Below are 20,562 nucleotides of genomic sequence, written 5' to 3' on the forward strand. Positions count from 1 at the left end.
CATCCCGGGCATAACCACCCGCCATGTCAGACCCACCCGTTAGCCTCGTGTGTCATGAGGCTGCTCCACACATCCGACTGGCACCTGGGCCGCTCGTTCCACCGCGTGAACATGCTCGACGCCCAGGCCGCCTTCATCGCCCACCTCGTCGACACCGCCCGCGAGCGCAGCGTCGACGCCGTGGTCGTGTCGGGTGACGTGTACGACCGCGCGGTCCCGCCGCTCGCCGCCGTGGAGCTGTACGACGACGCACTGCACCGCCTCGCCGAGCTCGGCGTGCCCACCGTGATGATCTCCGGGAACCACGACTCGGCCCGTCGCCTCGGCGTCGGCGCGGGCCTCATCGGCCGGGCCGGCATCCACCTGCGGACGGCACCGGCCCGGTGCGGCGAGCCGATCGTGCTGCCGGACGCACACGGCGACGTCGCGTTCTACGGACTTCCCTACCTCGAACCGGCCCTGGTGAAGGACGAGTTCGGGGTGGCGAAGGCCGGGCACGAGCAGGTGCTCGCCGCCGCCATGGAGCGGGTGCGGGCCGACCTCGCCGCGCGCCCGGCCGGCACCAGGTCCGTCGTCCTCGCGCACGCCTTCGTGACCGGCGGCGCGCCCAGTGACAGTGAGCGGGACATCACGGTGGGCGGCGTCTCGGCGGTCCCGTCCGGCGTCTTCGACGGGGCGGACTACGTGGCGCTCGGGCACCTGCACGGCAGCCAGGTCATCAGCGACCGGGTCCGCTACTCGGGCTCCCCGCTGCCGTACTCGTTCTCGGAGGCGGACCACCGCAAGAGCATGTGGCTGATCGACCTCGACGCCGAGGGCGCGGTCACCGCCGAGCGCCTCGACTGCCCGGTGCCGCGTCCGCTGGTCCGCCTCCGCGGCGACCTCGAGGACCTCCTCGCCGACCCGGACCTCGCCCGGCACGAGGAGTCGTGGGTGGAGGCGACGCTCACGGACGCGATCCGGCCGGACGACCCGATGGCCCGCCTCGCCGACCGGTTCCCGCACACCCTCAGCCTGCTCTTCGACCCGCTCCGCACGGACGACGAGGAGCCGGACGCAAGCTACGCCGAGCGCCTCAAGGGGCGCGACGACCACGAGATCGCGGAGGACTTCGTGACCCACGTCCGGGGCGCAGGGCCCGACGAGAGCGAGCGGGTGGTGCTGCGGGCCGCGTTCGACGCCGTACGCGCGGACGATGTGGTGCGCGAGGTGGCCAGGTGAGGTTGCACACACTCACGATCACGGCGTTCGGACCCTTCGGCGCCACGCAGAAGGTCGACTTCGACGACCTGTCGGCGGCGGGACTCTTCCTCCTCCACGGGCCGACAGGCGCGGGCAAGACCTCCGTCCTCGACGCGGTCTGCTACGCGCTGTACGGGTCCGTGCCCGGCGCCCGGCAGAGCGGCAGCGGCCAGGGGCAGAACCTGCGCAGCGACCACGCCGAGGCGGGCGTGCGCACCGAAGTGTCCCTCGACCTGACCGTCGCGGGCCGCCGCCTGGAGATCACCCGGCAGCCGCCGTTCGCCCGCCCCAAGAAGCGCGGCACCGGCTTCACCACGGAGAAGGCGCAGAGCTGGCTGCGCGAGTACGACGCCGTGGCGGCGAAGTGGAAGGACCTCAGCCGCTCCCACCAGGAGATCGGCGAGGAGGTCACGCAGCTGCTCGGCATGAGCAAGGACCAGTTCTGCCAGGTGGTCCTCCTCCCGCAGGGCGACTTCGCGCGCTTCCTGCGGGCCGACGCGGAGGCCCGCGGCAAGCTGCTCGGCCGGCTCTTCGACACGCACCGGTTCGCCGCGGTGGAGCAGCGGCTCGCCGAGGACCGCAAGGCGGCGCAGAAGCAAGTGGCCGCCGGTGACTCGGAGTTGCTGGCGGATGCCCACCGTATGCAGCAGGCGGCGGGGAACGTCGTGGAGCTGGACCCCGTCGACGCGACACCGGGCGACCCCGGCATCGCGGACGCCGTACTGACCTGGGCGGCCACGGCCCGCTCGACCGCGCGCGAACACTTCACGCACGCCCATCTCGCCCTGGACGCGGCCGAGTCGGCGCGGATCGCGGCGCAGCACGACCTGTCCGACGTGACGGAGACCCACCGCCTGCAACTTCGCTTCGCGCAGGCCCGCGAGCGGGAGGCGGCCCTGGAGGAGCGGGCCGGGGAGCACCGCGCCCTCCAGGACCGGATGGACCGCGCCCGCAAGGCGGCGACGGTGGAGCCGGCGCTGGCCCTCCGGGACGAGTCGGAGGCGGCACACCGGGAGGCGTTGACGGAGGACGGTCGGGCCCGGCGGGAGCTGCAGGCGGCGTGGCCAGGCGCCTCGGGCGTCGGCGACTTCGGCTCGGGGGAGCCGTACGCGGCCGATGCCGATGCCGCTGCCGGCTCCGACGTCGATGCCGACACCGAGACTGACACCGGCACCGGCACCGGCACCGGCACCGGCATCCCGACCTCGCCGGAAGCGCTCACCGAAGCCGCCCGGCGTGTCGTTCAAGAGCTCGGTGGGCTCGACGCGGCGCGGCGGGCCGAGCGGCGGCTCGGGGAGCTCACCAAGGAGCGCACCGACCTCGACCGCGAGGAGCGCGCCGACACCGACCTGCTCGCCGACACCGAAGGCTGGCTCGACGGCTGGGAGGCCCGCCGCGCCGACCTCCAGGCCCGGGTCGACGAGGCCCAGGAGGCCGCCACCCGCGCCGAACACCTCGCGGGACAACTGGAACCGGCCCGCAAGCAGGCCCGCGCCGCCGTCGAACGCGACCGGCTGGCCGAGCGCGCCGAGACCGCCGACGCCGACGCGCTGCGGGCCCGCGAGCAGTCGGCGACCGCCCACGAGCACTGGCTCGGCCTGAAGGAGCAGCGGCTGCGCGACGTCGCCGCCGAACTCGCCGAGGCCCTCGTCGACGGCGAACCCTGCACCGTGTGCGGCGCCAGCGAACACCCCGCGCCCATGCGGAAGTCCGAGGGGCACGTCGACCGGGCCGCCGAGGAGTCCGCGCTCGTCGCCTACCGCGCCGCCGACGAGCGCCGCACCCGGGCCGAGCGCGCCCTGGGCGACGTACGGGAGGAACTGGCGGCGGCGAAGGCCGCGGCTGGGGAGGCCCCCGCCACGCAACTCGCCGGGACCGCCCGCGAATTGGCGGAGCGACACGCCGAGGCGCACGCCCTCGCGTCCACCGCGCATCCCGCCCGGGAGACCCTCGCTCGCGCCGACGGCGAGCGCGACCGCCGTCTCGCCGCCCGCCAGGAGGCCGCGCAGCGCACCGCCGCCCGTACTTCACTGCGTGACGCCATGGACCGTGAACAGGCAGGCCTGGAGCGGGAGTTGGCGAAGGCGCGGGGCGCGGCCGAGAGCGTCGAGGCGCGCGCGGAGCAGTTGGAGCGGCAGGGTGCGCTGCTCACGGAGGCGGCCGACGCGGCGCGCGCCGTCGAGGACACGGCGCGGCGCCTCAAGGAATCGGACGCGCGACTCGCCGACGCGGCGTTCCGGGCCGGGTTCGACACGCCGGAGGCCGCGGCCGCCGCGCTGCTCGACGACGCGCACCACCGGGAACTCCAACACCGCCTGGACGCCCGGCAGTCGGAGGAGGCCACCGTACGCGCGGTGCTCGCCGAGGAGGACACCGCAGAGGCCGCCCAGAGGCCCGCGGCCGACGTCGCCGCGGCCCGGGCCGCCGCGCAGGCCGCCGACGCGCGCGTACGGACGGCCGGATCCGCGCGCGACGCGGCCCAGCGGCGCTGCGCCGAACTCGACCGGCTCTCGCGCCGCGTCGCCACCGAGGCCCGCCGCCTCGGCCCGCTGCGGGAGACATACGACCGGGTGGCCCGGCTCGCCTCCCTCGCGGCCGGCACCGCCGCCGACAACGAGCGCAAGATGCGCCTGGAGTCGTACGTATTGGCCGCCCGCCTGGAGCAGGTGGCGGCCGCCGCGACCGCACGCCTGCGCCGCATGTCCTCGGGCCGCTACACCCTGGTGCACTCCGACTCCCTTGCAGGGCGCGGCCGTTCGGGCCTCGGCCTGCACGTCGTCGACGCGTGGACGGGCCGCGAGCGCGACACGGCGACGCTCTCCGGCGGTGAGACCTTCTTCGCCTCGCTCGCCCTGGCGCTCGGCCTCGCGGACGTCGTCACGGACGAGGCGGGCGGCGTCCGCCTCGACACCCTCTTCATCGACGAGGGCTTCGGCAGCCTCGACGACCAGACCCTCGACGAGGTCCTCGACGTCCTCGACTCCCTGCGCGAGCGGGACCGCAGCGTCGGCATCGTGAGCCACGTCGGCGATCTGCGGCGTCGGGTGCACGCGCAGTTGGAGGTCGTGAAGGGACGCGAGGGGTCGGTGGTGCGTCAGCGCGGGACCACGGGGCCGGCTTAGGGACTGATCCAAACGGCAGGCTCTAGCCGTGGGCGGCGGTGAGGATGGCGCTGGTGCGGGGGAAGTCCTTGAGTTGGTTGAGGAGTGAGTCCAGAGCGGGGAGCAGGCACCGCGCCGGAACGCCACGGGCGGTCAGAATGTCCGCGGTCCACGTGATGAACCCGGTGAAGAGGTCGGGGTCGTCGACGTAGAGGGCGGTGGCGAGGTAACTGACGATGTGGTGGATGTCCTCGACGGTGCGCTCCCGCTGGTACGCGCTGTACTGGCGCATCTCGGGAAAGCCCGTCTCGACGTCGGCGAGGGCCTGCTTGACCAACTGCGGTTTCGTGCGGTGGACCATGCTGTACTCCTGGTCGTCCAGATGCGGCAGGTCCACAGCGGGCAGGCGGGCCGCGTGCGCACCGGGCTGCGCCGGGTTCCGGTCGAGCAGGTCGGCCGCGCCGGCCGCGTCCTCGGCCCACTCGGCCCGCATCAGCCGGGCGTAGCGGCCCTGCGGACCGAACGCCCGCCCGCCGGCGAGTACCGGAACGCCGGCGGCCTGGCAGGAGTTGATCGCGTTGTGGGCGCCGGGCAGCAGCGTCGGGATGGACGAGGACAGCAGCACCGCCTGAGTACGGGTGTGGTGCATGTGGGCGACCAGATGCTCGGTGGGGACCTGGGCGCCGAGGTAGTCGACGCGCCAGCCCCGCAGCCGCAGCACCTCGCCGACCAGTCGTGCGGGCAGGGAGTGCCACTCGCCGTCGACGCACGCCACCAGGACCCTTCCCTTCGGCGCGTCCCTGAGGGCGGGGACGGTGGCGTCGGCGACGGCCGCGGCGCACCGCTCGCTGATGGCCGTCGCGGCGTGCTCCTGCGCCACCGTGATGTCATTGGCCGCCCAGGCCAGGCCGATCCGCTCCTGAGTCGGCGCGATCAGTTCGAGCAGGACCCGCTCACCCGCGGCACGCAGCTGTGCGGCGGCGGCCGAACCGTCCGTGGTGGACGACGTCCGCTCGGGCTCTGCCGTGTCGAGCAGACGACGCACCAGCGTGACCGCGCGCGTCTCGTCACCGTCACCGACCGCCCGCCACAGTTGCTCACGCGGCTCGGCCAGGGAGTTCGGGCTCATGGTGTCGGTCATGCGGTTCACCTTTTCCGGGGTGACTCGTTCACGGTTGTCGGATTCACGGTTGTCGGACGTTGTCGTGGTGCGCGCCGATCGCCAGGACGGCCATGTCGTCGTGCCGGCGCTCTCCCACCCACTGGGAGGCGACCATCTGCACGCGTTCGGTGACCACTTCGGGCGGCATTCCGGCGCACTGGCTCAACACGGTGCGCAGCCTGTCCTCGCCGAACATCGTGTCGCCCAGCGGTCCGCCGCGCGCCTCGGTGATCCCGTCGGAGTACAGCAGGCAGGTCTCGCCCGGGTTCAGGGTGACCTCGGCGGTCGTGAGCTCGATGTCGGCGAACGCGCCGATCAGTGTGCCGCGGGTCGGGGCCTCCTCGACGCGGCCGGTGGTGCGCACGACGAGCGGGGCGGGATGGCCCGCGCTCGAGAGGCGCAGCCGTACGTACGCGCCCCGGCGGACGGCGGTGGCCAGGACCATCGTGACGAACGGGGTCCGGTTCGCGGACAGGAGTGCCTTGTTGAGCAGGGTGAGCACGCGGGTGTGGTCGGCGGCGAACGGCACCAGCGCCTGAAGCACGTGACGAACCCGGCCCGCTGTGACCGCGGCCTCCAGCCCTTTGCCGCACACGTCTCCCAGCACCGCGACGGTCTCGGCCTCCGGCGTATCGGCGGGGAACAGGTCGTAGAAGTCGCCACCGACGCGTTCGCCCGCCACGGAAGCGCGGTAGCGGCCGGAGAAGCCGATGCCGTGCACGCGGTCGAGTGCGGGTGGCAGCAGGTCGCTCATCAGGACTTCGGTGGTGTGTGCCTGTCCGGCGTACCAGCGGGCCGTGGACAGTGCGGCGCCGGCGCGTGCGGCGAAGAACTGGGCGAAGGACTCCTCGGCGGGAGTGAACACCGCCTCCTGGCGGCGGCGCAGCAGGATGAGGCCCCCGGCCGGCGCGCCGTGACCCGGCAGCGGCACCACGGCGACGGAACCGATGTCGGCGGCGTCGTCCACGAAACCGAAGGGAAGGGCCCAGGACGGCACCTGGTGGGGATCGATCCACTGGGAGGGCACCGCGGGAAGTCCCGTCAACACCTCTGCCAGGCCCGGCAGTTGCCCGGGATCCAGGGCGATCCGCTCCCGGGTCAACGTCCCGTCGGCGGTGCACCGCGTCACGGGGAAGCCGTGTCCGTCGTCCGTCCCGACGACGACGGCCGCGTCCGCCAGATGCCGCGCCGCCCGTTCCACGATCACCGCCGTAAGGTGCTCGACGTTCAACGAGGCGAGCAGGTCGGAAGAGAGTTCCTGCAGCAGATGCGCTTTCGCCCGTTCGCGCACCAACTCCTGCTCCACGCCCGCCTGGGCACGGTCACTGACCAGCCACCAGGTCACCGCGCCGTCCACGTCCGGGCCTGGGAGCGCCTTCACGTGGTGGCCGTCGATCCGGCCGCTCGCCCAGGTCGACAGCGTCTCTCCCGTACCCCCGGTGCGCCGTATGTGTGCCTCGGCCAGCCAAGCGGGCGCGACCTTGCCGAACGCGACACCGACGCCGACCTGCGCCAGCAGCGCCCCGGCCTGGTCGTTGTGGGACAGCACGATGCCGTCCGCGCCGACTGTCACCACTGGATACGGGGCGCAGGGCTGCGCGGCGGGCCCCGCACCGCATGAGTTTCTCTGCTCTGGCAAGGAGGTCATCGATCTGGGACACGCTCGTACGGACCCCGCCATCCGTCCACTGCGAAGGCAGGAGACGGTTACGTTACCGACGGCATATGACTACTGTCCGTACTTTTCCCGTATCGGTGATATCCCAACCGGGGTGCTGAAGAATGCGCCCTGCGCCTGCGCGTCGACGTACGGCGGTCAGCGGGCACGCTCGGCGCGCCTGCCGAGCGCGGCCAACCGGCGGACCATCAGCACCCGATGCGCACCCGAGTCGATCACCAGGAGCCGGTAGACGCGCCCGAGCGGGCCGGGGAACGCCGCGTACGTACGGGCGCGCACCAGGGTGCCGCCGGGGCGCTCGGCCAGGTCGAAGGTCAACTCGTAGCGCGAGTACAGATGCCGTCCGACCAGGCGCGCCGAGCGTCCGGTGACCGCCTCCACCACGGCGAAGCCCGGCAGCGTCGAGCCCTCGGTGAGCGGCGCCCCGCTGGACCGCAGCGGCTTCGCGCCGATGAACCGCGCGTACAGGTCGAAGAGTCGGCCGCTGCTCCCCCCGAACTCTGTGGCCAGCGCGGGCCATACGCGGTCGGCGGGCGCGGCGACCACGATCCGGTGCTCGTCGATGAAGGGCGGGCGGGCGGTCTCCATGAGGGCAGGATAGGCGCGTAATTCACAGGAGGCGGGAGGGCGCTGTCGGGCATGATCCATGGCATGCCGAAATTGCCTCACCCCACGTCCGCCGAACTCCGCCGTGACCCCCTCCCGCTGCGCGGCCGCACCGCCCTGGTCACCGGTGCGAGCCGGCGCGGTGGCATCGGGTTCGCCGTGGCCCGCAGGCTCGCCGCGTACGGGGCGGGCGTGTATCTGCACCACCACGTGGCGCACGACGAGGCCATGCCGTGGGGCGCGGACCGGCCCGCCGAGGTGGCCGACGCGGTGCGGGCCGTGCGTGGCGTGCCGGATGCCGTCGTGGCGCACGGACCGGCGGATCTCACCGAAGCCGACGCCCCCGCGCGCCTGATCCGGGACGCCGCCGAAGCGCTCGGCGGGCGGCTGGACATCGTCGTCGCCAACCACGCCCTCAGCGGCGGCGACGGCACGCTCGACACCATCGACGCCGCCATGCTGGACGCCCACTGGGCCGTCGACGCCCGCTCCGTGGTGCTGCTCGTCCAGGCCTTCGCCCGGCACCGGGCGAAGGCCGAGGAGCCCCAGGAAGGCGGCCGCGTCGTCATGATGACCTCCGGTCAGGACATCGCCGACGGCATGCCCGGCGAGATCGCGTACGCCCTGCAGAAGGGCGCGCTCGCGTCGATCACCCGCTCGCTCGCCACCACCCTCGCCCCGCAGTTCGTGACCGTGAACACCGTCAACCCGGGGCCCGTTGACACGGATTACCTCGATGGCGAGGCGTACGAATCCATCGCCGAACTGTTTCCCGCCAAGCGGTGGGGGATGCCCGATGACCCGGCGCGGCTCATCGCGTGGCTGGCCACGGACGAGGCCGCGTGGATCACCGGGCAGGTCATCGGCTCGGAGGGCGGCTTCCGCCGAACCTCCTGAGAGTCACAACTTGGAGAGCTCGTCCACCAAGTCGTCGAGCCCCAGCGACCCCTGCGACAGCGCCGCCATGTGCCACGCCTTCGCGTCGAAGGTGTCCCCGTGCGCGGCCTGCGCGCCCGCCCGGCCGAGCAGCCACGCCCGCTCGCCCAACTTGTAGCCGATCGCCTGGCCGGGGATCGACAGGTACCGGGTCAGCTCGCTCTCCACGAAGTCCGCGGGACGGCTGCTGTGCGCGCCGAAGAACTCCTGCGCCAACTCGGGGGTCCAGCGCTCGCCGGGGTGGAACGGCGAGTCCGCCGGGATCTCCAGCTCCAGGTGCATGCCGATGTCGACGATGACCCGGCAGGCCCGCATCATCTGCGCGTCCAGGTAACCGATCCGGGTCTCCGCGTCCGTGAGGAAGCCCAGTTCGTCCATCAGCCGCTCCGCGTACAGCGCCCAGCCCTCCGCGTTCGCGGAGACGATGCCGAGCGTCGCCTGGTAGCGGGACAGGTCACCGGCGACGTGCGCCCACTGCGCGAGCTGGAGGTGATGGCCGGGGACGCCCTCGTGGTACCACGTGGACACCAGGTCGTAGACGGGGAAGCGGGTCAGGCCCATCGTCGGCAGCCAGGTGCGGCCGGGGCGCGAGAAGTCCTCCGACGGGGGTGTGTAGTACGGCGCGGCGGCGCTGCCGGCGGGCGCGATGCAGGACTCCACCTGCCGTACCCGGTCGGCGAGTTCGAAGTGGGTGCCGTCGAGCGCGCCGATGGCCTCGTCCATCAGATTCTGCAGCCACTGCCGCACCTCGTCGACGCCCTCGATGTGCCGCCCGTGCTCGTCGAGGTGCGCGAGCGCCACCCAGGGCGTCTCGGCGCCGGGCAGGATCTTCTCGGCTTCCGTGCGCATCTCGGCGAGCAGCCGGTGGAACTCGCTCCAGCCGTACGCGTACGCCTCGTCCAGGTCGAGGTCCGTGCCGTTGTAGTAGCGCGACCAACGCGCGTAGCGTTCGCGGCCCACCACGTTCGGCGCGCCCTCGACGGCGGGGGCGTACACGTCCCGCATCCAGTCGCGCAGCTCGACCGTCGCGGCGTCCGCGGTGCGCGCCGCCTCGGTCAGCTCGGCGCGCAGAGACTCGGGGCCCGCGGCCGCGAAGTCCTCGAACCAGCCCTGCCACTCGGCGAGTTGGCCGATGAAGGTCTCCGTCGGTCGCGGCGCCGCGCGCAGCTTCCGGTCCAGGCCGAGCGCGAGCGTCTCCCGGTAGCCGGCGAACGTCGCGGGCACCGCGCGCAGCCGCTCGGCGATCGCCGCCCAGTCCTCGTCCGTGTCGGTCGGGGTGACCGTGAACACCTCGCGGGCGTTGTGGATCGGCGAGCCGAGGTTGGAGACCTCGCGCAGGTGCTCGTCCGCCTCGTGCACCGCGAGCGAGGCGGTCAGGCGCTCGCGCAGCAGCCGGGCGCAGCGCCGCTCGACGTCGCTGTCGGCGCCGGGCGCGCGCTCCGCCTCGTCGAGCTTCGCGAGGGTCTCGCGGGCGAGGTCCGCGACGGCGGTGAGGCCGGCGGGGGACAGGTCGGGCAGCTTGCTGTGGGCCTCCCGGACGCCCAGGAAGGTGCCCTCCACGGGGTCGAGGTCGACCATCGCGTCGACGTAGGCATCGGCGATCTGCCGGGGCAGTAGGGCTGCGGAGTGCTGAGAGCTCGGGATGTGTGGCATGCGACACATCCTCGTACGAGTCAGGGGGTCGCGTCACCATGATTCGCCGCGGGCGGAAGCAGTGGCCCGCACTCCCACTGCTGGAAGATCAAACGGGTCTCGACGCGGGCCACTTCGGGGCGCGCTGTGAAGGAATCGAGCACGAGCCGCTGAAGGTCCGCCATGTCATGGACGGCGACGTGCACCAAGTAGTCGTCGGGGCCGGTCAGATGGAACACGGTGCGCGCCTCGGGCAGCGCACGGACCCGCTCCACGAACGGCCCGACGAGCTCCCTGCGGTGCGGGCGCACCTGCACCGACAGCAGCGCCTCCAGACCGCGCCCCAGCTTCGCCGGGTCGAGCCGCAGCACATGCCCGAGGATCACGCCGCCGCGCCGCAGCCTGTTCACCCGGTCCAGGCAGGTGGAGGGCGCGACACCGACCTGCGCCGCCAGATCCCGGTACGTGGTGCGGGCGTCGTTCTGCAGCAGCCGCAGTATGTCCAGGTCGACCGGATCGAGTACGACGGAGTCGGTCATCTGCCGAACGTAGCACGGGAGTTGAACCACGAACCCCGCCCGTTGTTCAGGATGCCGACCATGGAACCGCACTGGGACACGAGCGGGGCCCGCACCCGCGCCTTCGCCACCGAGGCCGTGCACGCGGGCCGCGACGACCTCGCCGCTCTCGGACTGCACGCCCCGCCCCTCGACCTGTCCACCACCTACCCGTCCGCCGACACCCGCGCGGAGGCGGCCCGCGTCGACGCGTTCGCCGCCGACGGCGCCCTCGACGGCGGCCCGCCTGTCTACGGCCGCCTCGGCAACCCGACCGTCGCCCGATTCGAGACCGCCCTCGCACGCCTCGAAGGCACGGACAGCGCGGTCGCGTTCGCGAGCGGCATGGCGGCGCTGACGGCCGTGCTCCTCGTACGCGTCGCGTCGGGCCTGCGCCATGTCGTCGCGGTCCGCCCGCTGTACGGGTGCAGCGACCACCTGCTGACGGCGGGCGCGCTCGGCTCGGAGGTGACGTGGGTCGACCCTGCCGGGATCGCCGACGCGATACGGCCCGACACCGGCCTCGTCCTGGTAGAGTCGCCCGCCAACCCGACGCTCGCGGAGGTCGATCTCGCGGCCGTCGCGGGCGCCTGCGGATCGGTGCCGCTGCTCGTCGACAACACGTTCGCGACACCCGTGCTGCAGCGGCCCGCGCAGAGCGGCGCCCGGCTCGTCCTGCACAGCGCCACGAAGTACATCGGCGGACACGGGGACGTCCTCGGCGGCGTCGTGGCCTGCGACGAGGCGTTCGCGCGGGAACTGCGCAAGGTGCGGTTCGCGACCGGCGGGGTGCTGCATCCGCTCGCCGGCTATCTGCTGCTGCGCGGGCTCTCGACCCTGCCGGTACGGGTGCGGGCCGCGTCCGCGACGGCCGCGGAACTCGTCCGGCGGCTCGCCGGGGACCCACGCGTCACCCGCGTCCACTATCCGCGGATCGGCGGCGCCATGGTCGCCTTCGAGGTCGCCGGCGACCCGCACGCGGTGACCGCCGGGGTCGAACTGATCACCCCGGCGGTCAGCCTCGGCAGCGTCGACTCACTGATCCAACACCCGGCCTCGATCAGCCACCGCGTGGTCGCCGCCGACGACCGCAGGGCGGCGGGCGTCGGCGACCGGCTGCTGCGGCTCTCGGTCGGTCTGGAGGACGTCGAGGACCTGTGGGCGGACCTGGACCGGGCGCTGGGCGCCGGAGCCGGGCCCGCCCACCCGGTCAGCCGTGCTGCTCGGCCCGCTCGTACTCGTCCTCGTACGCGGACGGAAGCGCGGACGGAAGCAGGGACGCCACCGGTGCCGCATCGAGCCGGGCGGTGATCACCAACGTGCCCTCCTCGATCTGGTAGTCGAGGGGCAGGCCGAGGCCGCGCATCGCCGCGACCATGCCCGTGTTGGCCGACTGCGTCACCGCGTACACGCTGGCGCAGCCCGCCTCGACCGCCATCGCGACCAGGCGGCCGAGGAGTTCGGCGCCGATGCCGCGGCGCTGCCAGTCGTCCTCCACGAGCAGCGCGATCTCGGTCTCGTCGCCGTCCCACAGCAGATGGCCGAGGGCGACGATCCGGCCGGATGCGGTCTGCGCGGCGAGGGTGCGGCCGTAGCGGGGGCTGAGCAGGTGGTTCAGATAGCGGTCCGCGTCGGCGACCGGCCCGTGGTACCGGCGGGACAACGTGGCCTGGGAGCACCGCTCGTGCATCGCCCTCGACAGGTCCAGGTCGCCGATGTCGGCGCGCCGCACCGTGATGTCGTTGCCCTCGGGCAGCGTCAGGACGTCCTCGCCGTTCGGCACCCGCGGGCCGAGCCGGGTGTCCAGCTCCACGAGGGCGCGGGCACGCGCGAACTCGGTGGGCGTGAACGGCAGATACGGCCGCTCCACCGCGATGACCCCGCCCTCCGGGGTGCGAAGCCGCAGCACGGTGTCGTCGAAGCCGCTCTCGACCGGCGCGCCGCCGGAGGCGGAGGCCGCCTTCGCCGGCAGCGACCTGATCGTGCAGCGGCCCAGCAACTGGCGCAGGGCGAGCGGGAGTTCGGCGGCGTCGAGCGCCGTGCGGGTGGCGAGGCCGAGGATGCGGGTCGGGGCGTCCACCAGGTCGTGGGCGTCCGCCCGCTCGACCCAGGTGTCGGCGCCGCCCGCGCCCGCGACGGCCTCGGTCAGCGCGCCCGAGGTCAACTCCTCGGGCGTACGCAGCAGGAACTCGTCGACGGTGCCGTCGGCGAGCGGGTGCGTCTGCAGGCTCAGGATGTCGACCCGCTCGTGGGCGAGGACCGTGCACAGCGCGGCCAGCGAACCCGGCTCGTCCCGCACGGTCGTCCGCATCCGCCACAGCGTGCTGCTCGCCGGGTCGAGCGGCCCGGCCGCGGCCTCAGGAGAGGCGGGCGGCCGGGCGCCGGTATCCGCCGTGGGTGGCGCGTGCTCCTGGCGTCGTGACCAGAGCAATCGGAACCCGGCGGCGGACGTGGCGAGCAGGACCGCGGCACAGCACAGGACAACAGCGACAACATGCGTCTCGTTAGTCATGCATCCACTGTGCAGGACCGGTGTTGCGTGATCACAAACGCTTTGTGACCGGCGGGTTAAGCGTGCTTATGTCTGTTTTCGGGTGCTGGACGGTCGACGGGTCACTGCCCCACCCGTCCCGGCTGCAACGTCTGCGAGAACAGCACGTCGCCGCCCTCCTGCCGCAGCCGTACGGTGAGTTCCCCGCTGCCGCCGTCGATCTCGACCTTCCCGAAGTACGGCGGGGTCTCGGCCGGCGAGGTGTTGTTCCGGTCCGGCGCCTTGATGAAGACCTGCCGCGGGCCGAACGTCCCGTCCAGCTTCAGCGCCTTGAACCCGCCCGCCGCGAGCGGCCCCGACACGAACTCCCAGAACGGCTCGAAGTCCTGATACGCGGCGTTCGACGGCTCGTAGTGCTGCGCGGACGTGTAGTGCACATCGGTCGTCAGCCACAGGGTGCCGGTGATCCGCTCGTGCTTGATGTGCCGCAGCAGCTCGGCGAGCTGAAGTTCACGCCCGAGCGGCGCGCCGGGGTCGCCCTGCGCCACCGCTTCGAAGTTCGTGCCGTCCGGGACGACGAGGCCCAGCGGCATGTCGGAGGCGATCACCTTCCACACGGCGCGCGAGCGCGACAACTCCCGCTTCAGCCAGGCGAGTTGCTCGGCTCCGAGAATCCCGGTGGTGTCGTCGGTCTGCCGCCCCGGCGAGTTCGCGTTCCGATACGTACGCATGTCGAGCACGAACACATCGAGCAGCGGCCCCTGCCGCAGCACCCGGTACACCCTCCCGTCGGCATCACCCGGCGGCAGCGTCGAGACCGGGAAGTACTCGCTGAACGCGCGCAGCGAGCGGGCCGACAGCACGTCGACGTTCTTCTCGGTGTAGCGCTCGTCGCTGAGGATCTGGCCGGGGTACCAGTTGTTGTGCACCTCGTGGTCGTCCCACTGCGTGATCGTGGGGATCTGGGCGTTGAAGCGCAGCAGGTTCTCGTCGAGCAGGTTGTAGCGGAACGCGCCACGGAACTCGTCCAGCGTCTCGGCGACCTTGGACTTCTCCTCGGTGGTCACATTGCGCCACACCCGCCCGTCCGGCAGCGTCACGCTGGGCAGGATCGGGCCGTCGGCGTAGATGTTGTCGCCGCTGCACAGGAAGAAGTCCGGGTCGAGGGCGCGCATGTCCTCGTACACGCGGTAGCCGCCACGGTCCGGGTTGATGCCCCAGCCCTGCCCTGCGATGTCGCCGGACCACAGGAACCGCACCCCGTCCCGGCGCGACACGGACGCCGTACGGAAGGTCCCCTCGACGGGCTCGCCGGTGCGCCGCGGGTCGTCCGGGTCGGCGAGCCGCACGCGGTAGTGGATCTGCTCGCCGGGCGGCAGGCCGCGCAGCCGGGTCGTCCCGGTGAAGTCGGTGTCGGGGCCGATCAGCGGCCCCCGCCATCTGGTGACCTTCTTGAACGACTCGGTGGGCGAGGTCTCCACGACCATCCGCGCGGGCCGGTCGGAGCGCACCCACACGAGGCCCGAGTGCGCGCCCACGTCACCTGCCTGGACGCCCCAGCCCGCCTTCGGACGCCCGGAGAGCGCGAACGCGGGCGCGGCGGCCCCGCCGATCGCAGGCAGGGCCAGCGCCGCCGACGTGGCGAGCGCGCCGCGCAGCACCCCGCGGCGGCCGGGCTCGGAAGTTTGCGGACGGTCTGACATGGACGCCTCCAGTGACGGTCTCGACGACAGCGCGGTGCCATGGCCTGCGCGCGGCGCCGCGCTGCCACTCTTACTGCCGTGCCACGGCGCACACGCGAACCCCCAGTGAACAACTGCCCCCACCATCAAGGGAACCTGGCGCGCAGGGCGGCCTGTGCCATGAGGCGTACCCCTTCGGTGATGCGGGCCGGGGACAGATGCGCGTAGCCGATCACCAGGGACAGGCCGCCGTCCGCGCCGCCGCCGTAGTGGCCGAGCGGGCGGACGGACACCCCGGCGGCCGCGCAGCGGTCCAGGAGCTCCTGGTGCGGGCCGAAGCGGTCGGGGAGCGTGGCGATGGCGTGCAGGCCCGCCGCGATGCCGGAGACCTCGGTGCCGGGCAGGTGCTCGTGCAGTGCCGCCACCAGGGCGTCGCGGCGTTCCTTGTACGCGCGTTGGCAGCGGCGCAGGTGGCGGTCGTAATCGCCGCGCTCGACGAAGCGGGCGAGCACCGCCTGGTCGAGGGCCGGATTACCGAGGTCCATGTAGCGCTTGCGCGCGACGACGTCGTCGGTCAGCGCGTCCGGCACGATCAGCCAGCCGAGCCGCAGCCCCGGCGCAAGCGACTTGCTCACCGACCCGGTGTACGCGACGTGCTCGGGGTCGAGCCCCTGTAGTGCGCCCACGGGCGCACGGTCGTAGCGGAAGTCCCCGTCGTAGTCGTCCTCCACGATCAGGCCGCCCACCCGTCTGGCCCAGGAGAGGAGTTGGGTCCTGCGGGGCGCCGAGTACGCGATGCCCGACGGGAAGTGGTGCGACGGAGTGGTGATCACCGTGCGGACCCCGGACTCCCGCAGAGGCCCCATGGCGAGCCCCTCCTCGTTCATCGGAAGGCGAACCGCCCGCGAGCCCACCGTCGCGAACAGGTCCTCGAACTGCGGGCTGCCGGGGTTCTCCACGCCGATGGCGTGCTGCCCCCGCGCGCGGAGCACGATGCCGAGCAGCGTCACCGCCTGCGTCACCCCGGAACACACGATGATCCGCTCCGGGTCCGCCACCACGCCGCGCCGCCGGACGAGCAGCTCGGCGAGGGCCGTACGCAGGCGGGGGAGGCCGCGCGGGTCCGGGTAGCCGAGGGTGTGGTGCGGCAGGTCGAGGAGCACCGCGCGCTGCGCCGCCGACCACGCCGCGCGCGGGAACAGCGACAGGTCCGGGGTTCCCGCGACGAAGTCGGCCCGGGCGCCGGTCGAAGGGCGTGGCGCCAGGTCGCTCGCGCCCGGCGCTGCCGCCCGCGCCGCCTCACCCACCCATGTCCCTGCGCCCCGCCCGGCGCGCAGATACCCCTCGGCGGTCAACTGCTCGTACGCCTCCGTGACCAGGCCCCGCGACACCCCGAGGTCCCGGGCCAGGTCCCGGCTCGACGGCAACCGGGTGTCGGGTGCGAGCCGCCCCGAACGCACCGCGTCCCGCAGCGTGGACTGCAAGGCGCGACCACGCGCGCGTGCCGGGGCGGACGACGCGGGCAGCAGCAACTCCCAGGCGGGGGTGGGTGATTCGCGGCTTCCCGGAGCGGGCGGCTGTGTCATACCGGGACCCTACGGTGGCCTCCCGGGTGTCCGTGACCGGTCCGTGATTGGTCCCCGATACGGCCGCGCGAATGGACCTCGTGACGGACCACCCACCGTCCCTAACGTCGCCTCCATGAACGCCACTTCACTCCGAGGCTCCCTGCTCGCCACCCTCGCCTGCGTCCTCGTGGGCGGCTCCTTCACCGCCAACAGCGTCCTGGGCCACTACCCGTACGCCGGCGGCCAGTTCATCCGCTACGCCGTCGCGTGCCTGCTGCTCCTGCCGCTGCTCGGGAAGGGCGGCCTGCGCCCGCTGCGGCTGCTCACGCCGCGCCAATGGGGCCGGCTCGCGCTGCTCGCCGCCGTCGGCATGGTCGGCTTCAACCTCGCGGTGCTCGCCGCGGAACGCTCCGCCGAACCCGCGGTACCCGGCGTCTTCGTAGGATGCGCGCCCGTCGTGGTCGCCGTACTGATGCCTCTGTTGAGCAGGGCACAGCCACAACGGGCCGTGCTGTACGGGGCGTTGCTCGTGGCGGCCGGGGCCCTGACGGTCCAGGGATGGGGGCGTACGGACGTCGCCGGAATCGCCTTCTCCGTATGCGCCCTCGCGGGCGAAGTCGGCTTCGCGGTGCTCGCCGTGCCGGTGCTGCGCCCGCTCGGCCCCCGGCTGCTGGCCTGCACGGTGTGCGGAATCGCCGCACTGGAGGCCGCCGTCGTGGGGATCGTCGTGGACGGCGGTTCCTGGCTGCGCAGGCCGGACGGCGCCGAGTTCGCCGCCCTGGCCTGGCAGGCCGTGGTCGTCACGGTCGTCGGCTTCGTGTGCTGGTACATGGGTATGCAGCGGATCGGCGCCGAGCGGGCCACGCTGTTCTCGGGGCTCATCCCCGTCGCGGCGGCCTGCACCGCGCCGCTGGTCGGCTCCGGGACGTACGGCATCGCCCAGGGCGCGGGCAGCGTGCTCGTCGCCGCCGGTGTCGCCCTGGGCTCGGGGGTGTTCGGTCGGCTGTCCCGTACGTCAGAGGCTGCCGCCTCACCGGCTCCCGTCGAGGATCACCCGCGAGACGAGCGCCGGGTCGTCGTTCATCGGGACGTGCCCGCAGCCGGGCAGCTTGATCAGGCGGGCCTGCGGGATGACGTGCTTGGCGCGGATGCCCTGGCGGCGCACGAGGATGCGGTCGCTGGTGCCCCACGCGATCGTGACCGGCAGCTCCTGGATGTCGTCCTGGAACAGCACCGCACGACCGGCCTCCAGGGTCTCCCGGAACCCGGTGGCCTCCCGCAGGGCCAGCGTCTCCGCGACGACCGCCTCGGGTGAACGGCGGCCGGGCCGCGCGTAGATGGTGCTGGTGAGCGCCGCGCGCCCCGCCGCGGAGCGGGAGAGCCGCTCGATCACCGGCACCGGCATGGCCCGCGCGCCCGCCCGCATCGCGAGCAGCGTCCCGAACGCGTAGCGCCGCTCGGCCCCCGTCCAGAACCCGGCGGGGGAGAGCGCCGTGACGGACCGTACGAGCTTCTCCCGGCCGAGGTCGAGGGCGAGCAGCCCGCCCAGCGAGTTCCCCGCCACATGCGGCCGCTCGACCCCTATGTGGCGGCAGAACGCGTCGAGGACGGGGACCACGCCCGCCAGGTCGTACGCGAGCCCGTCCGGCAGCGCGGGCGACCTCCCGAATCCCGGCAGATCGACCGCGATCACGTCCCGCTCCGCCGCGAGGATCGGCAGCACCGGCTGCCAGGCCTCCCAGTGGTGCCCGATCCCGTGCAGCAGAAGCAGCGGCTCACCGGTGCCCGTGCGCTCGTACGCGAGGCGCACGGTGTGGGTCCCTCCGGCGCTCTCGATGCTGAAGGACGCCTCTGTCACCATGTCGCTCGCTCCCTGTCCCCGTCGCGCCGCGACGGTTTCCTTAGACTCCTTGTCAGCAACAATTACCGGTCAGTAGCCCGCAGTTCAAGGGGCACAGCCGAACCGAAGTGGCGGGGCGCCCGCTGGACAGCGCCCGACGCGTCCTATGGGATGGACGGGTGGCCACCGACACAGAGATCGATGACTTCGAAGAGCACCGCCCAGTCCTCATGGGCGTGGCCTACCGCATGCTGGGCCGGGTCGCCGACGCGGAGGACGTCGTACAGGACGCCTGGCTGCGCTGGTCCCGCGCGGACCGGGCCGACGTCCGCGAACCGCGCGCCTACTTGGTGCGCATCACCACCCGGCTCGCCATCGACCGGCTGCGACAGGCCCAGTCGCGCCGCGAGTCCTACGTAGGTCCGTGGCTGCCCGAGCCGCTCGTCACCGACTTCGGGCCCACGGTGCCCGACACCGCCGAGCAGGCCGTGCTCGCCGACTCCGTGTCGCTCGCGGTGCTCGTCGTCCTGGAGTCACTCTCGCCGCTGGAGCGCGCGGTGTTCGTGCTGCGGGAGGCCTTCGGTCTGTCCTACGCGGAGATCGCCGGCACGCTGGAGCGCGGCGAGGCCGCCGTGCGGCAACTCGCGGCACGCGCGCGTAAGCACGTGGACGAGCGCCGGCCCCGCTTCGACGTCGACCCGGTCCAGCAGCGCGACCTCACCGAACGCTTCCTGGCCGCCGCCACCGAGGGCGACCTCGACGGGCTGATGGCCATGCTCGCCCCGGACGCCCAGCTCGTGGGCGACAGCGGCGGCAAGGCCAGGGCGCCGCTGCGGGTCATCGAGAGCGCCGACAAGGTGGGCCGGTTCGTGCAGGGCGCCGTGCGGCAGGGCGGTGCGGAGGGCTTCGAGCTGCACCTCGTGGAGTTCAACGGAACGCTCGGCGTGCTCGTCACCGCGAACGGCAAGCCGGACGCCGTCCTCCAACTCGGCCTGGGCGAAGGCCGGATCCAGCAGATCTACATCGTGCGCAACCCGGACAAGCTCGCGGCGCTCGGCTAGCCGCCGCTCCGCACACCTGGTCAAGGCCCGCTCCCGTGACGCAAACGGGGGCGGGCCTTCCGCGTTCCGCCCTGTGTGCGCCGCGTTCCGCCCTGTGAGAACCGGAGGCCGATTGGTATTGACCAAGTTCCGAGAGCAGTCCTACGCTCGCAGGGATAAGGCAGGAACCTTTAATAAACAAGGGCGATAAAAACCTGCCAGGGCGCGGCTGTTGCGGAGGACAGGGTGGGGACCACGCAGTTGGAAGCGGCTCCGGAGCCGAAGTACTGGCACCTGAAGACCGTGCTGACCGATGCGCTCGACTCCGAGTTCGCGGTGGGCGAGATCCTGCCGAACGAGCGGGACCTCGCGGCCCGCTTCGGCGTCGCCCGCGCCACACTCCGCCAGGCCCTGGAGCAGCTGGAGCTGGAAGGCCGGCTGCAGCGCCGCCGCGGCGTCGGCACGACGGTCGCGCCGCCCCGCATGGGCGTCGCCGTCGCGTCGAACGACCGGGACTGGCCCGGTGGCAGCGCGGACGCGTGGCAGGCCGTCGACTCCACGTTCGAGGTTCCGCCGGGCACTGTCGCCGCGGCCCTGGAGACCGCGCAGGACACCGAGGTGCACGTCCTGCGCCGCACGCGGGTCTCGCACGGCCAGCCGGTCGCCGCCGAGCTGCTGTACGTTCCCGTGGGCTCGGCCCCCGACCTGACGGCCATCGACGCCGCGTCCGGCGCCGCACGCGCGCGTGCGGTCGTGCGGGAGCTGCAGCGCCTCGGGCTCGACGGGGAGGACCGCGCGGTCGAGCTGGGCTCGGCGCGCGCCGACGACGCGAAGGAGCTCGACCGGCTGCCCGGCGCCCCGGTCCTCGTCGTCACGACCCGCTACTTCAGCCGCGGCACGACCGCCGCCGTCTCGGTGGCGACCTACCGCGCGGACACCTGCCGGCTCACCTTCGGCGACACGGCGGGCGTGGAGATCCACCACGCTCCGCAGACGCGGGCTTCGTAAGGGTCGGGCTTCGTAGGGC

General features: G+C 73.0%; 15 protein-coding genes and 1 pseudogene. 7 read left to right on the top strand and 9 right to left on the bottom strand.

All coding sequences use genetic code 11. From position 1 onward, the window contains the following. Window positions 1–54: 54 nt before the first annotated feature. Window positions 55–1,221, top strand: a complete 1,167-nt coding sequence (locus OG746_RS35300) for an exonuclease SbcCD subunit D (protein ID WP_266722193.1) — start codon at window positions 55–57, stop codon at window positions 1,219–1,221. Beyond that, window positions 1,218–4,364, top strand: coding sequence for an AAA family ATPase (locus tag OG746_RS35305; RefSeq protein WP_266722195.1), 3,147 nt, complete (start codon window positions 1,218–1,220; stop codon window positions 4,362–4,364). The genes OG746_RS35300 and OG746_RS35305 overlap by 4 nt, the downstream gene beginning before the upstream one ends. Before the next feature lie 22 nt (window positions 4,365–4,386). Here the strand turns inward: OG746_RS35305 and OG746_RS35310 are convergent, their stop codons facing one another. From OG746_RS35310 to OG746_RS35320, 3 genes are all read right to left on the bottom strand, one after another. Further along, window positions 4,387–5,484, bottom strand: a complete 1,098-nt coding sequence (locus tag OG746_RS35310; RefSeq protein WP_266722197.1) for a cobalamin B12-binding domain-containing protein — start codon at window positions 5,482–5,484, stop codon at window positions 4,387–4,389. Between the two features lie 43 nt (window positions 5,485–5,527). Continuing rightward, window positions 5,528–7,078, bottom strand: a complete 1,551-nt coding sequence (locus OG746_RS35315) for a PP2C family protein-serine/threonine phosphatase (protein ID WP_266722199.1) — start codon at window positions 7,076–7,078, stop codon at window positions 5,528–5,530. A 243-nt stretch (window positions 7,079–7,321) separates the two neighbouring features. Continuing rightward, entirely contained in the window at window positions 7,322–7,771 is a 450-nt protein-coding gene (locus OG746_RS35320) for a hypothetical protein (RefSeq protein ID WP_266722201.1), read from the bottom strand. A 63-nt stretch (window positions 7,772–7,834) separates the two neighbouring features. Here OG746_RS35320 and OG746_RS35325 point away from each other — a divergent pair, with 63 nt between their 5' ends. Next, a complete protein-coding gene (locus tag OG746_RS35325; RefSeq protein WP_266722203.1) occupies window positions 7,835–8,686 on the top strand; it encodes an SDR family oxidoreductase in 852 nt (283 codons plus the stop codon). Between the two features lie 3 nt (window positions 8,687–8,689). On the opposite strand, the gene OG746_RS35330 is transcribed toward OG746_RS35325, so the two are convergent. Together OG746_RS35330 and OG746_RS35335 are read right to left on the bottom strand one after the other, a co-directional pair. Continuing rightward, complete coding sequence (locus OG746_RS35330) at window positions 8,690–10,378, bottom strand: DUF885 domain-containing protein (RefSeq protein WP_266722205.1); 1,689 nt, start codon at window positions 10,376–10,378, stop codon at window positions 8,690–8,692. A gap of 20 nt (window positions 10,379–10,398) precedes the next feature. After that, entirely contained in the window at window positions 10,399–10,896 is a 498-nt protein-coding gene (locus OG746_RS35335; protein ID WP_266722207.1) for an Lrp/AsnC family transcriptional regulator, read from the bottom strand. Between the two features lie 51 nt (window positions 10,897–10,947). On the opposite strand from OG746_RS35335, the gene OG746_RS35340 reads away from it, so the two are divergent. Continuing rightward, complete coding sequence (locus tag OG746_RS35340; protein WP_524540516.1) at window positions 10,948–12,225, top strand: trans-sulfuration enzyme family protein; 1,278 nt, start codon at window positions 10,948–10,950, stop codon at window positions 12,223–12,225. Here the strand turns inward: OG746_RS35340 and OG746_RS35345 are convergent. The 3 genes from OG746_RS35345 to pdxR form a co-directional block, all read right to left on the bottom strand. Beyond that, window positions 12,125–13,426, bottom strand: a complete 1,302-nt coding sequence (locus OG746_RS35345; RefSeq protein ID WP_266722211.1) for a GNAT family N-acetyltransferase — start codon at window positions 13,424–13,426, stop codon at window positions 12,125–12,127. The genes OG746_RS35340 and OG746_RS35345 overlap by 101 nt on opposite strands. A gap of 101 nt (window positions 13,427–13,527) precedes the next feature. Then, complete coding sequence (locus tag OG746_RS35350) at window positions 13,528–15,108, bottom strand: alkaline phosphatase D family protein (RefSeq protein WP_266722213.1); 1,581 nt, start codon at window positions 15,106–15,108, stop codon at window positions 13,528–13,530. Window positions 15,109–15,233: 125 nt separating this feature from the next. Further along, window positions 15,234–16,673 carry a MocR-like pyridoxine biosynthesis transcription factor PdxR gene (pdxR, locus tag OG746_RS35355; RefSeq protein WP_266722215.1) on the bottom strand — a complete coding sequence of 480 codons (1,440 nt, stop codon included), beginning with the start codon at window positions 16,671–16,673 and terminating at the stop codon, window positions 15,234–15,236. Between the two features lie 115 nt (window positions 16,674–16,788). Here pdxR and OG746_RS35360 point away from each other — a divergent pair. Beyond that, a pseudogene (locus tag OG746_RS35360) lies at window positions 16,789–17,625 on the top strand (EamA family transporter); the annotation flags it as partial. 60 nt (window positions 17,626–17,685) lie between these two features. Here the strand turns inward: OG746_RS35360 and OG746_RS35365 are convergent. Then, window positions 17,686–18,516 carry an alpha/beta fold hydrolase gene (locus tag OG746_RS35365; protein WP_266722217.1) on the bottom strand — a complete coding sequence of 277 codons (831 nt, stop codon included), beginning with the start codon at window positions 18,514–18,516 and terminating at the stop codon, window positions 17,686–17,688. 158 nt (window positions 18,517–18,674) lie between these two features. Here OG746_RS35365 and sigJ point away from each other — a divergent pair, with 158 nt between their 5' ends. Beyond that, window positions 18,675–19,556 (top strand): RNA polymerase sigma factor SigJ, encoded by an 882-nt coding sequence (gene sigJ, locus OG746_RS35370; protein WP_266722219.1) that lies wholly within the window; start codon window positions 18,675–18,677, stop codon window positions 19,554–19,556. Between the two features lie 225 nt (window positions 19,557–19,781). Continuing rightward, window positions 19,782–20,543: a GntR family transcriptional regulator gene (locus OG746_RS35375; RefSeq protein WP_266722221.1), complete on the top strand. Its 762-nt coding sequence runs from the start codon at window positions 19,782–19,784 to the stop codon at window positions 20,541–20,543. Window positions 20,544–20,562 lie beyond the last annotated feature (19 nt).

It is taken from the genome of Streptomyces sp. NBC_01016 (assembly GCF_026341035.1).
Taxonomy (GTDB): Bacteria; Actinomycetota; Actinomycetes; order Streptomycetales; family Streptomycetaceae; genus Streptomyces.

What these genes read in the sequence shown, in the direction of transcription:
- OG746_RS35335 (WP_266722207.1), bottom strand. Translation starts at nt 10,896, where the DNA reads ATGACCGACTCCGTCGTACTCGATCCGGTCGACCTGGACATACTGCGG.
- OG746_RS35325 (WP_266722203.1), top strand. Translation starts at nt 7,835, where the DNA reads ATGCCGAAATTGCCTCACCCCACGTCCGCCGAACTCCGCCGTGACCCC.
- OG746_RS35300 (WP_266722193.1), top strand. Translation starts at nt 55, where the DNA reads ATGAGGCTGCTCCACACATCCGACTGGCACCTGGGCCGCTCGTTCCAC.
- OG746_RS35340 (WP_524540516.1), top strand. Translation starts at nt 10,948, where the DNA reads ATGCCGACCATGGAACCGCACTGGGACACGAGCGGGGCCCGCACCCGC.
- pdxR (WP_266722215.1), bottom strand. Translation starts at nt 16,673, where the DNA reads ATGACACAGCCGCCCGCTCCGGGAAGCCGCGAATCACCCACCCCCGCC.
- OG746_RS35345 (WP_266722211.1), bottom strand. Translation starts at nt 13,426, where the DNA reads ATGACTAACGAGACGCATGTTGTCGCTGTTGTCCTGTGCTGTGCCGCG.
- OG746_RS35310 (WP_266722197.1), bottom strand. Translation starts at nt 5,484, where the DNA reads ATGACCGACACCATGAGCCCGAACTCCCTGGCCGAGCCGCGTGAGCAA.
- OG746_RS35350 (WP_266722213.1), bottom strand. Translation starts at nt 15,108, where the DNA reads ATGTCAGACCGTCCGCAAACTTCCGAGCCCGGCCGCCGCGGGGTGCTG.
- OG746_RS35365 (WP_266722217.1), bottom strand. Translation starts at nt 18,516, where the DNA reads ATGGTGACAGAGGCGTCCTTCAGCATCGAGAGCGCCGGAGGGACCCAC.
- OG746_RS35320 (WP_266722201.1), bottom strand. Translation starts at nt 7,771, where the DNA reads ATGGAGACCGCCCGCCCGCCCTTCATCGACGAGCACCGGATCGTGGTC.
- OG746_RS35330 (WP_266722205.1), bottom strand. Translation starts at nt 10,378, where the DNA reads ATGCCACACATCCCGAGCTCTCAGCACTCCGCAGCCCTACTGCCCCGG.